The following is an 18796-nucleotide window of genomic DNA, read 5'->3' on the forward strand; positions in this document are numbered from 1 at the left end:
GCGTTGATTTAATGAGCAAATCAGGGACAAAAGCAATGGGCCAGAGGTTCCGCAGCTTTCTGCTACCATGGCGCCTCTGTGACTTTCAGGTGTTCGATCATGGCGTTTCGCCCTCTCACGGCCAGAGCACCCGCCGCTCTGTTACGTGAAGCCAAACCGCTCAAAGCCCTCCTCGGCCATGCCCAGCGCCTGGAGCATTTGCAGCGCCTGCTCGAAAGCCAGCTGCAGCCTGCCGCCCGCGAGCATTGCCGCGTGGCCAAATGGCGCGAAGGCGAGCTGTCGCTGGTGGTCACTGACGGCCATTGGGCGACGCGACTGCGCTATCAGCAGAAACGCCTGCAACGACAACTGCAATTGTTCGAAGAGTTCGCCAACCTGACGCGGATCAAATTCAGTGTGCGCCCGCCGATCGTGCAGCATCGGGTAGTTGGGCACTCGATGGATCTGTCCAGCAGTGCGGCAGAGACGATTCAGTCGACGGCCGACGGGATCAGCGATCCGGGATTGCGCGCGGCGCTGGAGCGGTTGGCGGCGCATGCCAAAAGCAAAAACTGACCGTGCACACCATTGCCATGTGGGAGCGAGCCTGCTCGCGAAGAGGCCATGTCAGACGACATTGATGTTGAATGACACAGCGCTTTCGCCAGCAGGCTCGCTCCCACTGTCTCGATCTCCGACTCTCCTCAATTCAGCGGCGCTTGCTGCCGCCCAATAAAGAGCCCATCAACCCCCGCACCAACTGCTTGCCAAGGTTATTGGCCGCCTGGCGCATCGCCGATTTCAGCGCTTGGCCTGCCGCCGTGCCGAGGAATTCTCCCGCGCGGTCAGCCAGGCTCGGCTCTTCGGCCGCCGCTTTGCCCGCTGGTGTTTCAGCCTCGGGCGCCAGCCCTTTGCGTCCCATCAGGATTTCATAGGCCGACTCGCGGTCGATCGGCTTGTCATAACGGCCCTTGAACGGTGAGCCGGCGATCAGCACGGTGCGCTCGGTTTCAGTCAGCGGGCCGATCCGCGATTGCGGCGGCGCCACCAACACACGCTGGACCATTTCCGGCGTGCCCTTCTCGGTCAGCGTTCCCACCAGCGCCTCGCCGATTCCCAGTTCAGTCAGTACCGACAGACTGTCGAACGCCGGATTCGGCCGAAAGCCATCCGCCACGGCGCGCAGAGATTTCTGCTCTTTGGCGGTGAACGCACGCAGACCGTGTTGAATACGCAAGCCCAACTGCGCCAGCACGTCATCCGGCAGATCCGCTGGCGACTGGGTGACGAAATACACGCCAACGCCTTTGGAACGAATCAAGCGCACCACTTGCTCAAGCCGCTCCTGCAAGGCCTTGGGCGTGTCGCCGAACAGCAAGTGCGCCTCGTCGAAAAACAGCGCCAGCAGCGGCTTGTCGGCGTCGCCGCGCTCGGGCAGTTGCTCGAACAACTCGGCCAGCAGCCACAGCAGGAACGTTGCGTAAACCTTCGGCGCCTCGTGCACCAGCCGACTGGCATCGAGCAGATGGATACGTCCACGGCCATCGGCGCCCGGTTGCAGAATGTCTTCGAGTTGCAGCGCCGGCTCGCCGAACAGGGCTTCGGCGCCCTGCTGTTCCAGCGTCGCCAAGCGGCGCAGCAGCGCCTGGCTGGAACCGGTGGTCATCAGCGCGGCATCTTCGCCGAGCAACTGTGGATTGTCCTTGAGGTGATTGAGCAGCGCTTTCAGATCCTTGAGATCCAGCAGCAACAGCCCTTCGCGATCCGCCACCTTGAAGGCCGCGTACAGCGCCGACTGCTGACTGTCGGTCAGCTCGAGCAGGCTGCCGATCAGTAGCGGACCCATTTCGCTCAACGTGGTGCGCAGCGGATGTCCGGATTCACCGTGGATGTCCCAAAGCGTGACGGGATAAGCCTGCGGCGTGTGACCGAGCCAGGGCATGCCGGCGATGCGCTCGGCCACTTTGCCCTGCGGGTTGCCGGCAGCACCGAGGCCGCACAGGTCGCCCTTGATGTCGGCAGCGAACACTGCCACACCGGCGTCGCTGAACGCTTCGGCCAGGCGCTGCAACGTCACGGTTTTACCGGTGCCGGTGGCGCCGGCGATCAGGCCGTGGCGGTTGGCCAGGCGCATGGCCTGAGCGATGGGTTGCGCGGCCGGATCAGCGCCGATAACGAGTTGCGAGGAGTCAGGCATTTTCTCACCCAATGGTTAATCTTTGATGACACATGGCCGATACATAAATTGGATAGACCCATCAGAAAATCGGGTCGGACATTTCCCTAAGGAGAGCCGGAAATATCAATTTTTCAACCTTGCCCATAGTGCGCGTCTCTATCAAAGCACGCCCAGGACATTAAGACCTTAGCGGAACCCCAAGCCATGAACAAAAACCTGCGCTTCAGCCATAAGATTTTGCTTGCCGCCGCTCTCATCGTCATTGCCGCTTTTGCCTCGTTCACGTTGTACAACGACTGGCAGCAGCGCAATGCGATCCGCGATGATCTGAACAACTACCTCAATGAAATGGGCGAGGTCACCGCCGGCAACATCCAGACTTGGCTCAGCGGGCGCATTCTGCTGATCGAGAACGCCGCGCAGAACATCGCCATCAACCCGGAACCTGCCACGGTCGCCAGCCTGCTGGAACAGAAAAGCCTGACCTCGACGTTCATGGCCACCTACCTGGGCGATGCCACCGGGCATTTCACCATCCGCCCGGACGTGAAGATGCCGGACGGTTTCGATCCGCGTGTGCGCCCTTGGTATAAAGGTGCCGAAAGCAGCAGCACCTCGACCCTGACCGAACCCTACATCGATGCGGCCACCGGCCAGTTGATCATCTCCATCGCCACCGCTTCGAAAAAGGCCGGGCAGAGCGTCGGCGTGGTCGGCGGCGACCTCAGCCTGCAATCGCTGATCGACACCCTCGCCGCGCGGGATTTCGACGGCATGGGCTATGCGTTTCTGATCAGCGCCGACGGCAAGATCCTCGTCCACCCGGACAAGGCCCTGGTGATGAAGTCGCTCAAAGAAGCCTACCCGCAGGACACGCCGCGCATCAGCAGCGATTTCAGCGAAGTGACAGTTGATGGCAAAACCCGCATCGTCACCTTCGCTCCGATCAAAGGCCTGCCGTCGGTGAACTGGTACATCGGTCTGTCGATCGATAAAGACCAGGCCTACGCGATGCTCAGCGAATTCCGCACCTCAGCGGTAATCGCAACCATCATTGCCGTGGTAATCATCATTGCCCTGCTCGGCATGCTGATCCGCCTGCTGATCCAGCCGCTGCACGTGATGACCCGCGCCATGGAAGACATCGCCGACGGCGAAGGCGACCTGACCAAACGCCTGAACATCGTCAATAACGATGAATTCGGCATCCTCGGCACCGCGTTCAACCGCTTCGTCGAGCGCATTCACGGCTCGATCCGCGAAGTGTCCTCCGCCACCGGTCAGGTCAACGAAGTCGCGCTGCGCGTGGTCGCTGCGTCGAATTCGTCGATGTACAACTCCGACCAGCAAGCTTCGCGCACCAGCAGTGTTGCCGCCGCGATCAATCAACTCGGCGCCGCCGCCCAGGAAATTGCCCGCAACGCCGCGCAAGCGTCGAATCAGGCCAGCGATGCCAGGGGTCTGGCCGAAGATGGTCAGCAGGTGGTCGAGCGCAGCATCAAGGCGATGAACCAGTTGTCGAGCATGCTCAGCGCGTCCAGCACCAACATCGAGTCGCTGAACAGCAAGACCGTCAACATCGGCCAGATTCTCGAGGTGATCACCAGTATTTCCCAGCAGACCAACCTGTTGGCGCTGAACGCAGCGATCGAAGCGGCGCGCGCCGGTGAGGCCGGTCGTGGTTTCGCCGTGGTGGCCGACGAAGTGCGCAACCTCGCGCACCGCACTCAGGAATCGGCACAGCAGGTGCAGACCATGATCGAGGAGCTGCAAGTCGGCGCCCGGGAATCGGTTAGCACCATGAGCGACAGCCAGCGCCACAGCCAGGACAGCGTCGAGATCGCCAACCTCGCCGGCGAACGCCTGAACAGCGTGACCCTGCGCATTGGCGAGATTGATGGGATGAACCAGTCGGTGGCAACCGCGACCGAGGAGCAGACTGCGGTGGTTGAGTCGATCAACGTCGATATCACCGAGATCAACACGCTGAACCAGGAAGGCGTGGAAAACCTGCAAGCGACCTTGCGCGCGTGCTCGGATCTGGAGCAGCAGGCTTCGCGTCTCAAGCAACTGGTGGGCAGCTTCAGGATTTAAGCTGCGGCGACTGGCCACTTCGCGAGCAGGCTCGCTTGTATGGTTAGACTTGAAGGGGTGGTGGGACGAACAGTTCGCATCTGACTGCTGTAACAGTACAGACCGTGGGAGACCTCGCCCCACCCCTTCCACCAAAAGCGCCGATAGAGAATGCTTCGTTCAAGCGACGATAGAAACAAGCCTGCGCCTCTGGGTGAAACCCCTACAAGTCGTAAAACCTTAGCGTGGAGAAGTGTCAGTGGCAATGCGCGTGTCGAAGTCAATTGTGGGTGTGGACGTCGCCAAAGCTGAACTTGTTATTTATTTAGCAGATCCAGATCTGCTCACCTCGATAACCAATGAAAAGCCCGTCATAAAGCGCTGGCTTAAAACGTTGCCGGGGCCCACCGCCATAGCTGTTGAGGCGACAAATGTTTATCACGTCGACTTGGTTGAGTTGGCTCATGAGTCAGGCCACGACGTTTTCATCATCGACGGTTTTCAACTCAGTAATTATCGTAAAGGTGTCGGTGGTCGTAGTAAAACGGACGCATCTGACGCCCGTCTTCTCGCCCGTTTTCTAAAAAATGAAGGCGAAGATTTACGCCCCTGGACCCCACCTCCGGCGGTCTACGGCAAGCTGCAAAGCCTTCTACGACGTAGAGCTTCGCTGATACAGGCCAAAACCAGCCTGACCCAGAGCTGGGCAAATGACGCCAGCTTGAAAGCCGTGTTCGCAACTTTCGTAAAGTCCATGGAAAGGCTGGATTTGCTAGTTCAGAAAAAGCTCAAGGAAATCTTGCGTGAAGCTGGTTTGCTGGAAGAAGTTGCCAGATGCCAAGCCATCGAAGGTATAGGTTTTCTAACTGCAACTGCTTTGGTCATGGCATACAACCGAGGCGACTTTACCAGCGGCGACTCTTATGTCGCGTTTTTAGGCATGGATCTGAGAGTGAGCGACTCGGGCCAAAAAAATGGCCGTAGATATTTAACCAAGCGCGGATGCTCGGAGGTGCGACGGTTATTGCATAACGCCGCCATGTCAGCCTGCCGATCAAATGCCTGGAAGGCGTTCTACAACCACCATCTCAGCTGTGGAAAAGCGACTACACAGGTACTGGTGATGCTCAGCCGTAAACTCGCCCGCATAGCGTTCGCCCTGATGAAAAACCAGAGCGAATATCAATCGAAAGGGGCAGTTATCGCTTGAGGATAACCATAGAATCTCCCACAGGGAAAATGCATTCCATTGTGGGAGCGAGCCTGCTCGCGAATATCTACCTTTCAACAAAACCCGAGTGACACCCCACCGCGCAATCCCGACCGAACATCTATTCTGGATAAAGGTCAATCAAGGGAGAACGACACAGCGGAGGGTTGCTCACCGTGCATATCGCCGACATCACCATGTTCTACGCCCCGGCCAGCGGAGGCGTGCGGACTTACCTAGATGCCAAACACCGTCGCCTTGGCGAGCGCAACGCCATTCGCCACAGCTTGCTGATCCCCGGCGCGCGACTGGGTGAACATGACGGCATTTATACGGTTCCAGCGCCCGCCCTGCCCTTCGGCAAAGGTTATCGCTTCCCCCTGCGCCTGGCGCCTTGGCGAAACGTCCTGCAGGATTTGCAGCCGGATCTGATCGAAGTCGGCGATCCCTACCTCACCGCATGGGCGGCGCTGGATGCGCGGCGGCAGCTGGACGTTCCGGTGATCGGCTTTTATCACTCGGATCTGCCGCTGCTGGCGGGCAATCGCATGGGCCATTGGGTCACGCCGAATGTCGAGGCTTACGTGACTCGCCTGTACGGCAATTTCGATCGTGTCCTCGCCCCGAGCCAGGTCATGGCCGACAAGCTCATCGGGCTTGGTGTACGCAATGTCCATGTGCAACCGCTGGGCGTGGATCTGCACACCTTCCATCCCGACGCCCGCGATCCTGGCCTGCGGGCTGAGCTGGGCATTGCCGAAGACACGCGCCTGCTGATCTTTGCCGGGCGCGGTTCCAAGGAGAAAAACCTGCCGGTGCTGCTCAAGTGCATGCAACGCCTTGGTCCGCGTTACCACTTGCTGCTGGTCGGCTCGTCGATGCCTGCGGCGGTGCCGGACAACGTCAGCGTTATCGACGAATTCTGCCCGGCGCCGAAAGTCGCGCGGCTGATGGCCAGCGCCGATGCGCTGCTGCATGCCGGCGACCAGGAAACCTTCGGCCTGGTCATCCTTGAGGCCATGGCCTGCGGCATTCCCGTGGTGGCGGTGGCGGCCGGGGCGTTTGAAGAAATCGTCAACGATTCCTGCGGCCTGCTCTGTGCACCGAATAATCCGCAGGCCATGGCCAATGCCGTGCGCGAGCTGTTCAGTCGCGGCTGCGCCCGCCTCGGTCAACAGGCGCGCCAGCACGTCGAACGGCATTACGCCTGGGACACCGTGGTCGACAGTCTGCTCAGCCACTATCACGCGGTGCTCGGCCATACGCTGCCACGGGTGGCCAATGGTTGAAGAAATGAAAGCTGTTTGCCTGGTATTGCATGATGTCGCGCCCTCGACCTGGGCGGATTACCAGCCCTTCGTCGAGGCCGTCGATGCCTTGGGTGATGTGCCGATGACGTGGCTGGTGGTGCCGGATTTCCATCGCCACGATGCGCTTGACGCCAATCCGGCGTTTCGCCGAGTGCTCGATGCCAGGGTCGCCCGAGGCGATGAACTGGCGCTGCACGGCTACTACCACGACGATCAGGAACCCATGCCGAACAACCCGCGCGACTGGTTCATGCGCCGGGTCTACACCCACGAAGGCGAGTTCTATCGCCTGTCCCGCGAAGCAGCCCTTGACCGCCTGCACGCAGGTCTGGACATGTTTCAGCGCTGCGACTGGCCGGTGCACGGTTTCGTCGCCCCGGCCTGGCTGATGAGCGACGGCACCCGCCACGCTTTGCGTGAATTGCCGCTCAGCTACACCAGCGATCCGCAGCACCTTTATCGCTTGCCCGACTTCAGCGCCATCGATGCACCGGGGCTGGTGTGGAGTGCGCGCAGTGCCTGGCGTCGTGGCTTGTCGAAAATCGTCAGCGACCAGCGTGAACAGCGCTGGCGCGAGGCATCGGTGATTCGTCTGGGGCTGCATCCGGTGGACATGCGTCACCGGTTTTCTCGCGATTATTGGTTGCACACGCTGCAACGCCTGCTAGCGGAGGGACGCGTGCCGCTGACCAAAATCGACTGGCTGACCCGACAGCGCGGTCAGCTGGAACGCGCAGCATGAAGCGCAGCCTGTTGTTGCTGATCGGCCTGCTCGCGGCGGTACTGATTCCGGTACTGCTCGGCGGCGGCGAGACGTGGTCGCGCCTGCGCAGTTTTCCGCTGAACTGGCTGTTGATCATGTTCGGCATGATTCTGCTCTGCTGGGGCATCAATACGTTGCGCCTGCGTTTGTTGCTCGGCGACCAGCGAGAAAAAGTCGCGCCCTTGAAAAGCCTCGGCGTGGTGATGGCGGCCGAGTTCGCGTACTGCGCCACGCCCGGCGGTAGTGGCGGACCGCTGACGATCATGGCATTGCTCGCCCGGTGCGGCGTGCGTCCGGCGCGGGGCAGCGCGGTGTTTGCCATGGATCAGCTCAGCGATCTGCTGTTCTTTCTCTGCGCCCTCAGCGGGATTCTGATCTATGCGCTATTCCAGCACCTGAGCGATCGCCTTGAGTGGCTGCTGACCGTCAGCGCCGTTTCGCTGTTTGGGGGGTTGTTCAGTTGCGTGTTGATCGCCCGTTATCACCGAGCGTTGATTCGCCTGAGCGGGCGGCTGTTGGCGGGGATGAACATCACGACAAGTACTCGCCGTCGCTGGGCGCGCAAGTTACTGCACTTTCTCGCGGCATTTACCGATACCTTGAAACTGCCCTGGCAAACGCTGGTTCAGGTTTTTGCTCTGACCTGCGTGCACTGGCTGCTGCGCTACAGCGTGCTGTATCTGGCCCTGCGCGGGCTCGGCGCGGATTTGCAGTGGGCGTGGAGCTTTCTGGTGCAGATGCTCTCGCTGGGCGCCGGCCAGTTCAGCCTGTTACCTGGCGGCGCAGGGGCGGCAGAGCTGACCTCGGCTGCGCTGCTCGCGCCGATGGTGGGCAAATCCACCGCAGCGGCGGCGATCCTGATCTGGCGCGTGGTGACGTATTACTTCTATCTGCTGGTTGGCGGCCCGGTGTTCGTGTTGATGCTGGGCAAGCCGTTGCTGAAGAAGTTGATGAACGTCAGGCAGGCTTCTTAGGTTCGTCCTGCTCTTGTTGGAGCTGCTCCCAAAGCTCGGCGGCACCGGGGAATTCGGTGCCGTCGTCCGGGCTCATGTCATCCGGATCGTAGCGGCTGAGGCAACCTTCACCAAGAGTGGCGGGGGCTTTGGAAGTGGCTTTGTCCAGCGGATCGCTCATGACTTTTCCTCGGGCTCAAATGACAAGGGCCTGAGCGATTCAACGCCCAGGCCCCTGGTTTTTCAAGCGTGGCGTGCTCGATCAGAACACGACTGTCTTGTTGCCATGCACCAGCACGCGGTCTTCCAGGTGATAACGCAGACCACGGGCCAGCACCATCTTCTCGACGTCACGACCGAAGCGCACCATGTCTTCGATGCTGTCGCTGTGGCTGACACGCACCACGTCCTGCTCGATGATCGGGCCGGCGTCCAGCTCTTCAGTAACATAGTGGCAGGTCGCGCCGATCAGTTTCACACCACGCAGGGACGCCTGGTGATACGGCTTGGCGCCGACGAACGATGGCAGGAAGCTGTGGTGAATGTTGATGACTTTGTGCGCGTATTCGCGGCACATGTCCGGCGGCAGGATCTGCATGTAGCGCGCCAGCACCACCACTTCGGCGTCGTGCTGTTTGACCAGCCGCGATACTTCGTCGAATGCCGGCTGCTTTTCCTGCGGGTTGACCGGCACGTGGTAGTAAGGGATGCCGTGCCACTCGACCATACTGCGCAGGTCGTCGTGGTTGGAAATCACGCAGGCGATTTCGCAATCCAGTTCATCGCTGTGCCAGCGGTGCAGCAGGTCGGCCAGGCAGTGGGATTCGCGGCTGGCCATCAGCACCACGCGTTTTTTCTGCTCGGTGTCGGTGATGCGCCAGTCCATCGAGAACTCTTCGGCGATCGGCGCGAACTTCTCGCGCAATTCTTCAATACCGAACGGCAGGGAATCGGCACGGATTTCGTGACGCATGAAGAACCAGCCCACTTGATTGTCAGAGTGGTGGCTCGCTTCGGTGATCCAGCCATTATGAGAGGCCAGAAAATTACTGACTTTGGCAACGATGCCAACGCGGTCCGGGCAAGAGATCACCAGCCGAAAAGTGCGCATGAGGGGGAAACTCCAGAACTTCACAAAGGCCGCCATTCTAGCGACTGCGCAGGAAAACTGCAGTACGCATACGCGCCGGGTGGGACAAAGCATGGTCAAACGGCTTTCTGACGCAGGTCTTACGTCAAGACCGTGACGCTTTAGCGGGGCTTTTGTCAGACAACTGTAAATATCTGTGCTGACTGCATCACATTATTTAACGGAACATTCAAAGCGCGGCTAATTCCTGTAACTCATTTAAATAAAAAGCCGATCTAAATGTTTACTTGATGAAACAGCCTGACTATTATTGCGGCACTGTCCCCTGTCATTCAGCATTCTACGAAAGGTAGTACTCATGTCCTTGATCAACGAATATCGCGCCACCGAAGAAGCCATCAAAGAGCTGCAAGCCCGTCTGAAGAACCTGTCCGAAGACGACAAACTGCAAGCCGAACTGGAATTCGAAGGCAAACTGCGCACGCTGATGGGTGAATACTCCAAGTCCCTGCGTGACATCATCGCGCTGCTGGATCCAGAAGCAAAATCCAAGGCTCCACGTGGCGGCGCAGTAAAAACTACCGGCACCAAGCGTGCACGCAAAGTTAAGCAATACAAAAACCCGCACAACGGTGAAGTCATCGAAACCAAAGGTGGCAACCACAAGACTCTGAAAGAGTGGAAAGCCAAGTGGGGCGGCGACGTGGTTGAAGGCTGGGCTACCCTGCTGGGCTAAGCCGCAACGCCTTCGCAGAGCGATCCGCGAACAAAAGAACGCCAGCTAGCGCTGGCGTTTTTTTATGCCCGTAATTTATTGTCCGGGCATGTTCGATTTCACAGATTCAAACGTTTGCGTAATGCCTGGACATAATTCTGCCAGTCATTGAGCACCTCTCGCTGCATCGGTGACGCACTAAGCGACCATTGCTCTGCCGCCTCGATAAATGACTGCACGGTATTCGGCGCACCTGCCTCGGGTTGCGTCAGGCGTTGCTGACAAAATAATTTCCAGCGCTCTTGCTCGGCCACATCCAGGGTGTCCGGAAAGTTGCGTGCTCGATATCGAAAAAGTAATTCAGGCAAACGTTCATCATCGAAAGGCCACTGCTCTTGCGCCAATTGCGCAGGGTCGGCCGTTCGAACTTGTTCGCATAAACGACGATCACGATCACCGATAAATCCATCGTACAACTGCTGCTCGGGATCTTCGCTGGGGACGAAGTCTTCGCTGGCATAAATCGCCGCGACTTTATCTTTCCAGACTTGTTGTGCGTCAGTTAGTCGCACTGTCCGCTCATGATAAAGCGCCATGTCCAGCCCAAGGCGCTGCTGGTCTTGCGCGCGCAATACCGCCAGCGGCGCTACAACCGGGCAGCGATTGATATGAATCAGCTTGAGCGGCACCGGCAACTCACCTTCGGCCAACTCATCGCGACGGGTATAAAGACGCTGACGCAATGCTTGCGCATCGAGGTCCAGCAACCCCTGCGGATCAAGATGCAGATCACAGACGATCAGGGCGTTGCGATTCTTCGGGTGCCAGGCCAGCGGCAACACCACGCCGACATAACTGCGTGCCGCCGAGAATCGCCCGGACACATGCACCAGTGGCTGCAACAGGCGGATCTGATCCATCACCTTCTGTTTGCTGCGCAACTGGAACAGCCACTCGTAGAGCTTGGGTTGTTTCTCGCGAATCAGCCGCGCCAGTGCAATGGTGGCGCGCACATCCGATAGCGCCTCGTGAGCGTGCCCGTGATCGATATTGTTGGCCGCCGTGAGGCGTTCGAGCTTGAGGGTCACGCGGCCTTCATCATCGGTCGGCCAGACCAGACCATCCGGGCGCAATGCGTAAGCGGCGCGCACCACATCAATCAGATCCCAGCGACTGTTGCCGCCCTGCCATTCACGGGCATAGGGGTCGAAGAAATTGCGATACAGGCTGTAGCGGGTCATTTCGTCGTCGAAACGCAAGGTGTTGTAACCGGCGCCACAGGTGCCCGGTGCGGCCAGTTGCGCATGCACGCGGGTCATGAAATCGGCTTCGCTCAGGCCTTTTTCAGCGAGCTGGCCCGGGGTGATGCCGGTGATCGCGCACGCCGCCGGGTGCGGCAGGATGTCCTCGCTGGGTTGGCAATAGAGGTTGACCGGCTCGTCGATCTCGTTGAGCGCATGGTCGGTGCGAATCCCGGCCACCTGCAGCGGTCGGTCGTTGCGCGGATTGATGCCAGTGGTTTCGTAGTCGTACCAGAAGATTGAAGTCACGGGCGAATCCTGAACAGAAGATCGGCGAAGTCTAGGCGTTTCAGGGTTGCCACGGCCAGCCTGGTCGCCCTCGAACAGCAATTTCTCCAGATTCCTACAACTGGAATGCATTGCCCTTGTGGGAGCGAGCCTGCTCGCGAAGGCTTTCCGTCAGTTGCACATAGGCTGACTGATCCACCACATTCGCGAGCAGGCTCGCTCCCACACCCGAGAGGCTGCTAGCATCAGGCGCACTTGCATCCCGAACAGGCGAACATCAGGTAGCCCATGCTCGAGCCCACAGCACCGCGAAGGAAAGCACCGCTGGATACGCGCCATCAGGTCGAAACGCCGGAAGGCATCGACCTGCCGTTGCGTCCCGCCGGGTTGATGGTGCGCGCCGTGGCGTTTGCCATCGATCTGGGCATTCGCGGCTTGATCCTCGGTGTGCTGTTTATCGCACTGGCGTTTCTCGGCAAGCTCGGCATGGGCCTCGGTTCCTTGCTGCTGTTTGCCATCAGTTGGTGGTACATGGTGTTGTTCGAGGTGCTGCGTCAGGGCCGCTCGCCGGGTAAGCAATGGCTGGGTTTGCGCGTGGTGCACGATGACGGCACGCCGATCGGCTGGTCGGCCTCGCTATTGCGCAACCTGCTGCGCTTTGTCGATCTACTGCCCTTCGGCTATTTCCTCGGTGCGCTCAGTTGCCTGCAACACCCGACCTTCAAACGCCTCGGCGACATTGCCGCCGGCACGTTGGTGGTTTACAGCGAACGCCCGCTGAGCCGCCCGCAACTGCCTGACGCTGAACCTCGCCGCAGCCCCGTTCCACTGACCTTGAGCGAACAACGCGCGGTACTCGGTTTCGCCGAGCGTCAGGCCGAGCTCTCTCCCGCACGGGTTAACGAGCTGGCGGCATTGCTGGCGCAGCCGCTGCACATCTCTGCGCCCAAAGCCGTGTCTGAACTCAACGGCATCGCGCGCGGCCTGTTGGGGCCGACCCCATGAAGCAGAGCCTGTTCGAAAGTCGCCACAAGGCCGAATGGGAGCGCTTCGCCGTGGCGCTCGAACGCCTCGAACAAGGCAAGGAGACAGCGCAAGTCAGCGATTTTCCCAAGGCCTATCGGCGTCTCTGCCAACATCTGGCTCTGGCCCAGGCGCGCGGCTACAGCAGTTTTCTGATCGATTCATTGCAACAGCAAGTACTGCGCGGCCATCAACAGCTCTATCGGCATCGCAGTCGGCTCGGGGCGCAAATCATCAGCTTTATCCTCGCCGACTTCCCGCGACTGGTGCGCGAACAATGGCGCTTCGTTGCGGCCGCCAGCCTGTTGTTTTTCGGCAGCCTGATCGGTTTCGGCGTGCTGGTTTATCTGTTCCCGGAACTGATCTACAACCTGATCCCGGCCGAACAGGTGCGCGAGATGCAAGGCATGTACGACCCCGTTGCCGGCCACCTCGGCCGCTCGGCGGAACGGGCGGCCAGCGAAGACTGGGTAATGTTCGGCTATTACGTGATGCACAACACGGGCATCGCCTTTCAGACATTCGCCAGCGGTTTGCTGATGGGTGTGGGCAGCGGTTTTTTCCTGCTTTACAACGGCATGATCATCGGCGCGGTGGCCGGGCATCTCAGCGAGATCGGTTTCGGCCAGACCTTCTGGTCGTTCGTGATCGGTCACGGCGCGTTCGAACTGAGCGCCATCGCCCTCGCCGGAGCGGCGGGCCTGAAGCTGGGCTGGGCGCTGATCGCCCCCGGACGTCTGACATGGGGCGAGGCGCTGCGTCTGGCCGCGCGCAAAAGCGTGTTGCTGGTGTGTGGGGCCATGCTGTTCCTGTTGATCGCAGCCTTTATCGAGGCTTATTGGTCGTCGAAAACCAGTGTCACGCCGCTGACCAAATACGCCGTCGGCGCCGCGCTGTGGCTGGCCGTCGTGGTTTATCTGTCGTTTGCCGGAAGGATTCATCATGCGCCTGAGTGACGCCAGCGTAGTGATCCGCCCGCGCACGACCTGGGAAGCCATGGACCTGGGCGTGTTGATGAGCCAGCAGCATCGGCGGTTGTTGATGACCAGTTGGGCGATCGTCACCCTGCCGCTGTTCGCCCTGCTCAGCCTGTTGCTGTGGGATTCGCCATCGCTGGCGGTGTTCATTTTCTGGTGGCTGAAACCGGCCTACGAACGCCTGCCGCTGTACATCCTCTCCAAAGCGCTGTTCGGTGAAACGCCACCCCTCAGACAAGCCTTGCGCGAGTGGCCGCGCCTGCTCAAGCCGCAACTGCTGGCCAGTCTGACCTGGCGCCGGCTGAGCCTGAGTCGCAGCTTTGTGCTGCCAGTGACCCAACTCGAAGGGCTCGACGGCGAGGCCAGACAACAACGTCTGCGGGTGCTGCTGCAACGCAACGGCGGCGCCGCGCAATGGTTGACGATTATTGGCGTGCATCTGGAAACCGCACTGTGGATCGGCTTGATGCTGCTGTTCTACATGCTCTTGCCGCAGCAGATCGAAACCGACTGGGACTGGCAATCGCTGCTGCTTGCCGCCGATCAGGACTGGCGTTGGCTGGAACACCTGACCAACGTTTTTTATGCGCTGATCCTGGTGGCCTGGGGACCGGTTTATGTCGCCTGCGGCTTCAGCCTGTACCTGAACCGTCGCACGCAACTGGAAGCCTGGGACATCGAGCTGGTTTTCCGCCGTTTGCGCCAGCGTTTGAACAGCAGCGTGCTAGGTGTGTTGCTGGCGGCGTGTCTGCTGCTGCCGAACCTGCAACCGGTATGGGCCAGCGATGCGCCGGATGCTCCTAGGTTGCTCAATCAGCCGCTGACCAGTCAGGCCGCACGCGACAGCATCCAGTCGCTGCTCGAACAACCGCCGTTCAAGAACAAGGAAAGCGTCACCCGCTATCGCTTCGCAGACGACCCGGCAAGCCCGGCCAAGGACGCGCAACCGGGTGAGGCTCCGCAGTGGCTGAAAACCCTTCTCGGTTGGCTCGACGGTCGACACCTTGATGCCTTGGCGAACGTGATTGAGGTGCTGTTGTGGGGCGCGCTGATTGCCGCGCTGGGCTGGCTGGTCTGGCGTTATCGCGAATTTCTCCGGGCCTTCGTCAGTCGTCGCCCGAACCTGCCCTCGCGCAGCAAACCACCGGCGCCGCCACACGTCTTCGGGCTGGATCTGAACCGTGAAACCCTTCCCGATGACATCGCCGCCAGTGCCGAACAATTGTGGCTGAGCGAACCTCGCGCCGCGCTGGGCCTGCTCTATCGCGGCCTGCTCAGTCATCTGCTACATGATTTCGACCTGGCGCTGAAAGCCGCCGACACCGAGAGCCAGATCCTCAACCGCATCGAGCAATTGCAACGCCCGGACCTGCTCGCCTACAGCCGCAACCTCACTGTTCACTGGCAGAACATGGCCTACGGGCACCGACTTCCGGCCGCGCACCTGCAAGCAGAGCTGTGTAACGGCTGGCGTGAATTGTTCAGCAAAGGATCCGGGCATTGAACCGGCGCATCGGTTGGACTTTGGCTGCGCTGGCGCTTCTGCTGCTTGGCGGCTTGAGCCTGTTCCTCTACCTCAAGGCCCGGCCCTATCAGGAAACCGTCGATCACGGCCCCTCGCCTGCCGCGCAAGCCAATCCTTATCTGGCGGCAGAAATGTTCCTGCGCGAGCGCGGCCTCGCGGTCAGTCACGCCGAGACCTTGACGGTGCTGCCGCAGATTGATCCGCACAGCCACACTTTGCTTTTGTTTGGCGAGCGCGCCCGGATGACGCCGCGTGAAGTCGATCAAGTGTTGAACTGGACTCGCGCCGGCGGACGCTTGGTATTTGTCGCTGAATCGCTGTGGGATGCGCAAACCGGGCAAAGCAATGATCTGCTGCTCGATAAGGTGCAACTGCACCAATCGCTGAGCAAGGACTTGAAAGATCCTCCAGTGGACGTGGAAAAGGACCGCTTCCCGAAACTGACCAAACTGTACCTGGAAGACGAAGACGCGCCGGCCTACGCCGGTTTCGACACCGACTTCCACCTCGACGACCCGAACAATGTCGCGCAAGCCTGGGCCAACAGCGCCAAAGCCACGCACATGATGCAACGGGTGTACGGCCTCGGCACAATCACCGTTGTCACCGATGCCGAGCTGTGGAAAACCCCGGTTATCGGCAAATATGACAACGCCTGGCTGCTCTGGTATTTGAGCGCCGACACTGACGTCACACTGGTTTACAACACTGCACACGATGGTCTGTGGACGTTGCTCTGGCGCTACTTCCCGCAGGCCATCGTCGCCCTGCTCGCCTTGATCGGCCTGTGTTTGTGGCAGGCCGGCGTGCGTCACGGCCCGGTGCAAATGCCGGCGCCAGCGGGTCGCCGCCAACTGCTGGAGCATCTGCGTGCCAGTGCCGATTTCCTGCTGCGCCACAACGGCCAGCAGGCGCTGCTGCAAGCCTTGCAACAAGACATACTGCGCCGCGCGCGCCGCCGCCATCCCGGTTTCGATCAATTGAATGTGGCCGAACAATGGCTGGCGTTATCGCGCCTGACCCGGCAACCCACCCGCGCCATCAGCCAGGCCCTGAGCCCACGTCCGAAGCAGCGTTTGTCCAGCGCCGAATTCAGCCGTCAGGTCGCTCATCTGCAAACCTTGAGGAACGCGTTATGACTGAACAGATCGAGCCCGGCACCGCGACGCACGCCGCCCAGCAGCGCCAGCGCGCCAGCCAGTTGGCGCAGGCGGTGCGCAACGAATTGAACAAGGCGCTGATCGGCCAGGATGCGGTGGTCGACGCTGTCCTGACCGCGCTGATTGCCGGCGGCCATGTGCTGCTCGAAGGCGTGCCCGGCCTGGGCAAGACCTTGCTGGTGAGGGCCTTGGCACGTTGCTTCGGCGGCGAGTTCGCGCGCATCCAGTTCACCCCGGATCTGATGCCCAGCGACGTTACCGGTCACGCCGTGTATGACTTGCAGACCGAGCAGTTCAAGCTGCGCAAAGGCCCGCTGTTCACCAACCTGCTGCTGGCCGACGAGATCAACCGCGCCCCGGCAAAAACCCAGGCGGCATTGCTCGAAGCCATGCAGGAACGTCAGGTGACGCTCGAAGGCCGCGCGCTGCCGATTGCGCAACCGTTCATGGTGTTGGCAACGCAGAATCCGATCGAACAGGAAGGCACCTATCCACTGCCGGAAGCCGAGCTTGACCGCTTCATGCTCAAGGTGCGCATGGATTACCCCGACGCCGATCAGGAGCTGAACATGGTCCGTCAGGTCTGTCGTTCGACCCGCGCCGACATGCTCGATGTGCAACCGCTGCGCACGGTGTTGCAGGCCAAGGATGTCCAGGCCCTGCAACGTATCGCCAGCGACTTGCCGCTGGACGATCAGGTCCTCGATTACGCCGTGCGCCTGGCGCGCAGCACGCGCACCTGGCCGGGGCTGACCCTCGGCGCCGGGCCACGCGCCTCGATTGCATTGGTTCGCTGTGCCCGTGCCCGGGCGTTGTTGCGCGGCGGCGAGTTTGTAATCCCGGATGACATCAAAGGCTGCGCGCTGGCGGTGTTGCGCCATCGCGTGCGCATCGCGCCGGAGCTGGATATCGAAGGCCTGCAGGTCGATCAGGTGCTCACGCAATTGCTCGATCAAGTGCCGGCGCCGCGCCTGTGAAACCGTCTCGGCTGCTGCTGATCTGGCTGGCCCTGCTGGTAGTTATCAGTATCGTGCTCGGCGCCTTGCAGGCGTTGCAGATCGACCTCCCGTCCAGCCTGATTTCGATCAACTGGGGATTGCTCCTGGCGCTGCTGGCCTTGGCGGTGATCGACGCTGTGCGCCTCAGACGCCTGCCCTCGCCGCGCATCAAGCGACAGATGCCCGGCAGCCTGGCATTGGGGCGCTGGGCGGAGGTGAAGCTGGAGGTGGCCCATGAATTTGCCGAGCCACTGGCCATTGGACTCTTCGACCACGTTCCCGACGGCCTGGCGTTTGAACATCTGCCGATACTTGTCGAGCTTCAACACGGCCATGTCAGCCAGATCAGCTACCGTCTGCGCCCTCTCGAACGCGGGCATTTCAGCTTCGAACAGTGCGAAGTCAACCTGCCCAGCCCTTTGGGATTATGGTCCGGCAAACGCCTGCTCAGCGTCCGCGACGAGACCCGTGTCTACCCGGACTTCGCCCGGCTTTACGGCGGTGAGTTGCGCGCCGTCGACAACTGGCTCAGCCAGCTCGGCATACGTCAGCGACAACGTCGCGGGCAGGGTCAGGAATTCCATCAGTTGCGCGAATTTCGCGAGGGCGACAGCCTGCGCCAGATCGACTGGAAAGCCACCGCCCGCCAGCGCACACCGATTGCCCGCGAGTACGAAGACGAAAGAGATCAGCAGATCATTTTCATGCTCGATTGCGGCCGGCAGATGCGCAGTCAGGACGATGAACTATCGCACTTCGATCACGCGCTCAATGCCTGCCTGCTGCTCAGTTATGTGGCTTTGCGTCAAGGTGATGCGGTGGGCATGAGTACCTTTGCCGGTGATAAGCCGCGCCATGTCGCGCCGGTCAAAGGCGGCGGCCAACTGAACATTTTGCTCAACGCTGTTTATGACCTCGAGAGCACGCAGCGCCCCGCCGATTATCAGGCTGCCGCCAACCAGCTATTGGCCCGCCAGAAGCGCCGGGCGCTGGTAGTGCTGGTAACCAATTTGCGCGATGAAGACGAGCAACTGCTGGCCGCAGTCAAACGCCTGAGCGCACAACATCGGGTGCTGGTGGCGAGCCTGCGTGAACAGGCGTTGGATACATTGCGCCAGACCACGGTGCAAACGTTGCCCGAGGCACTCGCCTACTGCGGCACCATCGATTTTCTCAATGCCCGCTCGCAACTTCATGAGCGGCTGACTGCTCATGGCGTTGCAGTGATGGATGTTCGGCCCGCCGAGCTGGGGGCCGGACTGGTGACAAGTTACATGAGCTGGAAAAAGACCGCTGCGATCTGACAGATTCG

17 protein-coding genes and 1 pseudogene are annotated in these 18796 nt (G+C 60.5%); 14 read left to right on the plus strand and 4 right to left on the minus strand.

The window, feature by feature from the left end; all coding sequences use genetic code 11:
* The first annotated feature begins 99 nt into the window (after positions 1–99).
* Positions 100–555 carry a DUF721 domain-containing protein gene (locus tag BXA01_RS09470; RefSeq protein WP_076563953.1) on the plus strand — a complete coding sequence of 152 codons (456 nt, stop codon included), beginning with the start codon at positions 100–102 and terminating at the stop codon, positions 553–555.
* 133 nt (positions 556–688) lie between these two features.
* Here the strand turns inward: BXA01_RS09470 and BXA01_RS09475 are convergent, their stop codons facing one another.
* The gene (locus BXA01_RS09475) at positions 689–2176 is read right to left on the minus strand and encodes a helicase HerA-like domain-containing protein (protein WP_041480025.1); all 1488 of its coding nucleotides are present in this window, start codon (positions 2174–2176) and stop codon (positions 689–691) included.
* 330 nt (positions 2177–2506) lie between these two features.
* Here BXA01_RS09475 and BXA01_RS27670 point away from each other — a divergent pair.
* The 6 genes and pseudogenes from BXA01_RS27670 to BXA01_RS09500 form a co-directional block, all read left to right on the plus strand.
* A pseudogene (locus BXA01_RS27670) lies at positions 2507–3346 on the plus strand (HAMP domain-containing protein); the annotation flags it as partial.
* A gap of 141 nt (positions 3347–3487) precedes the next feature.
* Positions 3488–4252 carry a methyl-accepting chemotaxis protein gene (locus tag BXA01_RS27675; RefSeq protein WP_425375757.1) on the plus strand — a complete coding sequence of 255 codons (765 nt, stop codon included), beginning with the start codon at positions 3488–3490 and terminating at the stop codon, positions 4250–4252.
* A 238-nt stretch (positions 4253–4490) separates the two neighbouring features.
* The gene (locus tag BXA01_RS09485) at positions 4491–5441 is read left to right on the plus strand and encodes an IS110 family transposase (protein WP_076563955.1); all 951 of its coding nucleotides are present in this window, start codon (positions 4491–4493) and stop codon (positions 5439–5441) included.
* A 197-nt stretch (positions 5442–5638) separates the two neighbouring features.
* Entirely contained in the window at positions 5639–6730 is a 1092-nt protein-coding gene (locus BXA01_RS09490; protein WP_172834033.1) for a glycosyltransferase family 4 protein, read from the plus strand.
* Entirely contained in the window at positions 6723–7493 is a 771-nt protein-coding gene (locus tag BXA01_RS09495) for a DUF2334 domain-containing protein (protein WP_076563956.1), read from the plus strand. Before BXA01_RS09490 ends, BXA01_RS09495 begins: the two co-directional genes overlap by 8 nt.
* Positions 7490–8488 carry a lysylphosphatidylglycerol synthase transmembrane domain-containing protein gene (locus tag BXA01_RS09500; protein ID WP_076563957.1) on the plus strand — a complete coding sequence of 333 codons (999 nt, stop codon included), beginning with the start codon at positions 7490–7492 and terminating at the stop codon, positions 8486–8488. Before BXA01_RS09495 ends, BXA01_RS09500 begins: the two co-directional genes overlap by 4 nt.
* On the opposite strand, the gene BXA01_RS27105 is transcribed toward BXA01_RS09500, so the two are convergent.
* Together BXA01_RS27105 and purU are read right to left on the minus strand one after the other, a co-directional pair.
* Entirely contained in the window at positions 8472–8648 is a 177-nt protein-coding gene (locus BXA01_RS27105; RefSeq protein WP_016773478.1) for a hypothetical protein, read from the minus strand. The genes BXA01_RS09500 and BXA01_RS27105 overlap by 17 nt on opposite strands.
* Before the next feature lie 81 nt (positions 8649–8729).
* Entirely contained in the window at positions 8730–9578 is an 849-nt protein-coding gene (gene purU, locus BXA01_RS09505; protein ID WP_076563958.1) for a formyltetrahydrofolate deformylase, read from the minus strand.
* A 337-nt stretch (positions 9579–9915) separates the two neighbouring features.
* Here purU and mvaT point away from each other — a divergent pair, with 337 nt between their 5' ends.
* Positions 9916–10293 carry a histone-like nucleoid-structuring protein MvaT gene (gene mvaT / locus BXA01_RS09510; protein WP_016773476.1) on the plus strand — a complete coding sequence of 126 codons (378 nt, stop codon included), beginning with the start codon at positions 9916–9918 and terminating at the stop codon, positions 10291–10293.
* A gap of 98 nt (positions 10294–10391) precedes the next feature.
* Here mvaT and sbcB read toward each other — a convergent pair whose 3' ends face one another.
* Complete coding sequence (sbcB, locus tag BXA01_RS09515) at positions 10392–11822, minus strand: exodeoxyribonuclease I (RefSeq protein ID WP_076563959.1); 1431 nt, start codon at positions 11820–11822, stop codon at positions 10392–10394.
* A 267-nt stretch (positions 11823–12089) separates the two neighbouring features.
* Here sbcB and BXA01_RS09520 point away from each other — a divergent pair, with 267 nt between their 5' ends.
* The 6 genes from BXA01_RS09520 to BXA01_RS09545 are packed head-to-tail and all read left to right on the plus strand — an operon-like array spanning position 12090 to position 18788.
* The gene (locus BXA01_RS09520) at positions 12090–12806 is read left to right on the plus strand and encodes an RDD family protein (protein WP_076563960.1); all 717 of its coding nucleotides are present in this window, start codon (positions 12090–12092) and stop codon (positions 12804–12806) included.
* Positions 12803–13780, plus strand: coding sequence for a stage II sporulation protein M (locus tag BXA01_RS09525; protein ID WP_076567694.1), 978 nt, complete (start codon positions 12803–12805; stop codon positions 13778–13780). The genes BXA01_RS09520 and BXA01_RS09525 overlap by 4 nt, the downstream gene beginning before the upstream one ends.
* The gene (locus BXA01_RS09530) at positions 13767–15305 is read left to right on the plus strand and encodes a DUF4129 domain-containing protein (RefSeq protein WP_076563961.1); all 1539 of its coding nucleotides are present in this window, start codon (positions 13767–13769) and stop codon (positions 15303–15305) included. The genes BXA01_RS09525 and BXA01_RS09530 overlap by 14 nt, the downstream gene beginning before the upstream one ends.
* Positions 15302–16465, plus strand: coding sequence for a DUF4350 domain-containing protein (locus tag BXA01_RS09535; protein WP_076563962.1), 1164 nt, complete (start codon positions 15302–15304; stop codon positions 16463–16465). Before BXA01_RS09530 ends, BXA01_RS09535 begins: the two co-directional genes overlap by 4 nt.
* A complete protein-coding gene (locus BXA01_RS09540) occupies positions 16462–17463 on the plus strand; it encodes an AAA family ATPase (protein ID WP_076563963.1) in 1002 nt (333 codons plus the stop codon). The genes BXA01_RS09535 and BXA01_RS09540 overlap by 4 nt, the downstream gene beginning before the upstream one ends.
* Positions 17460–18788 carry a DUF58 domain-containing protein gene (locus BXA01_RS09545; protein WP_076563964.1) on the plus strand — a complete coding sequence of 443 codons (1329 nt, stop codon included), beginning with the start codon at positions 17460–17462 and terminating at the stop codon, positions 18786–18788. The genes BXA01_RS09540 and BXA01_RS09545 overlap by 4 nt, the downstream gene beginning before the upstream one ends.
* Positions 18789–18796: the final 8 nt, after the last annotated feature.

Source organism: Pseudomonas sp. B10 (assembly GCF_900156235.1).
GTDB lineage: Bacteria > Pseudomonadota > Gammaproteobacteria > Pseudomonadales > Pseudomonadaceae > Aquipseudomonas > Aquipseudomonas siliginis.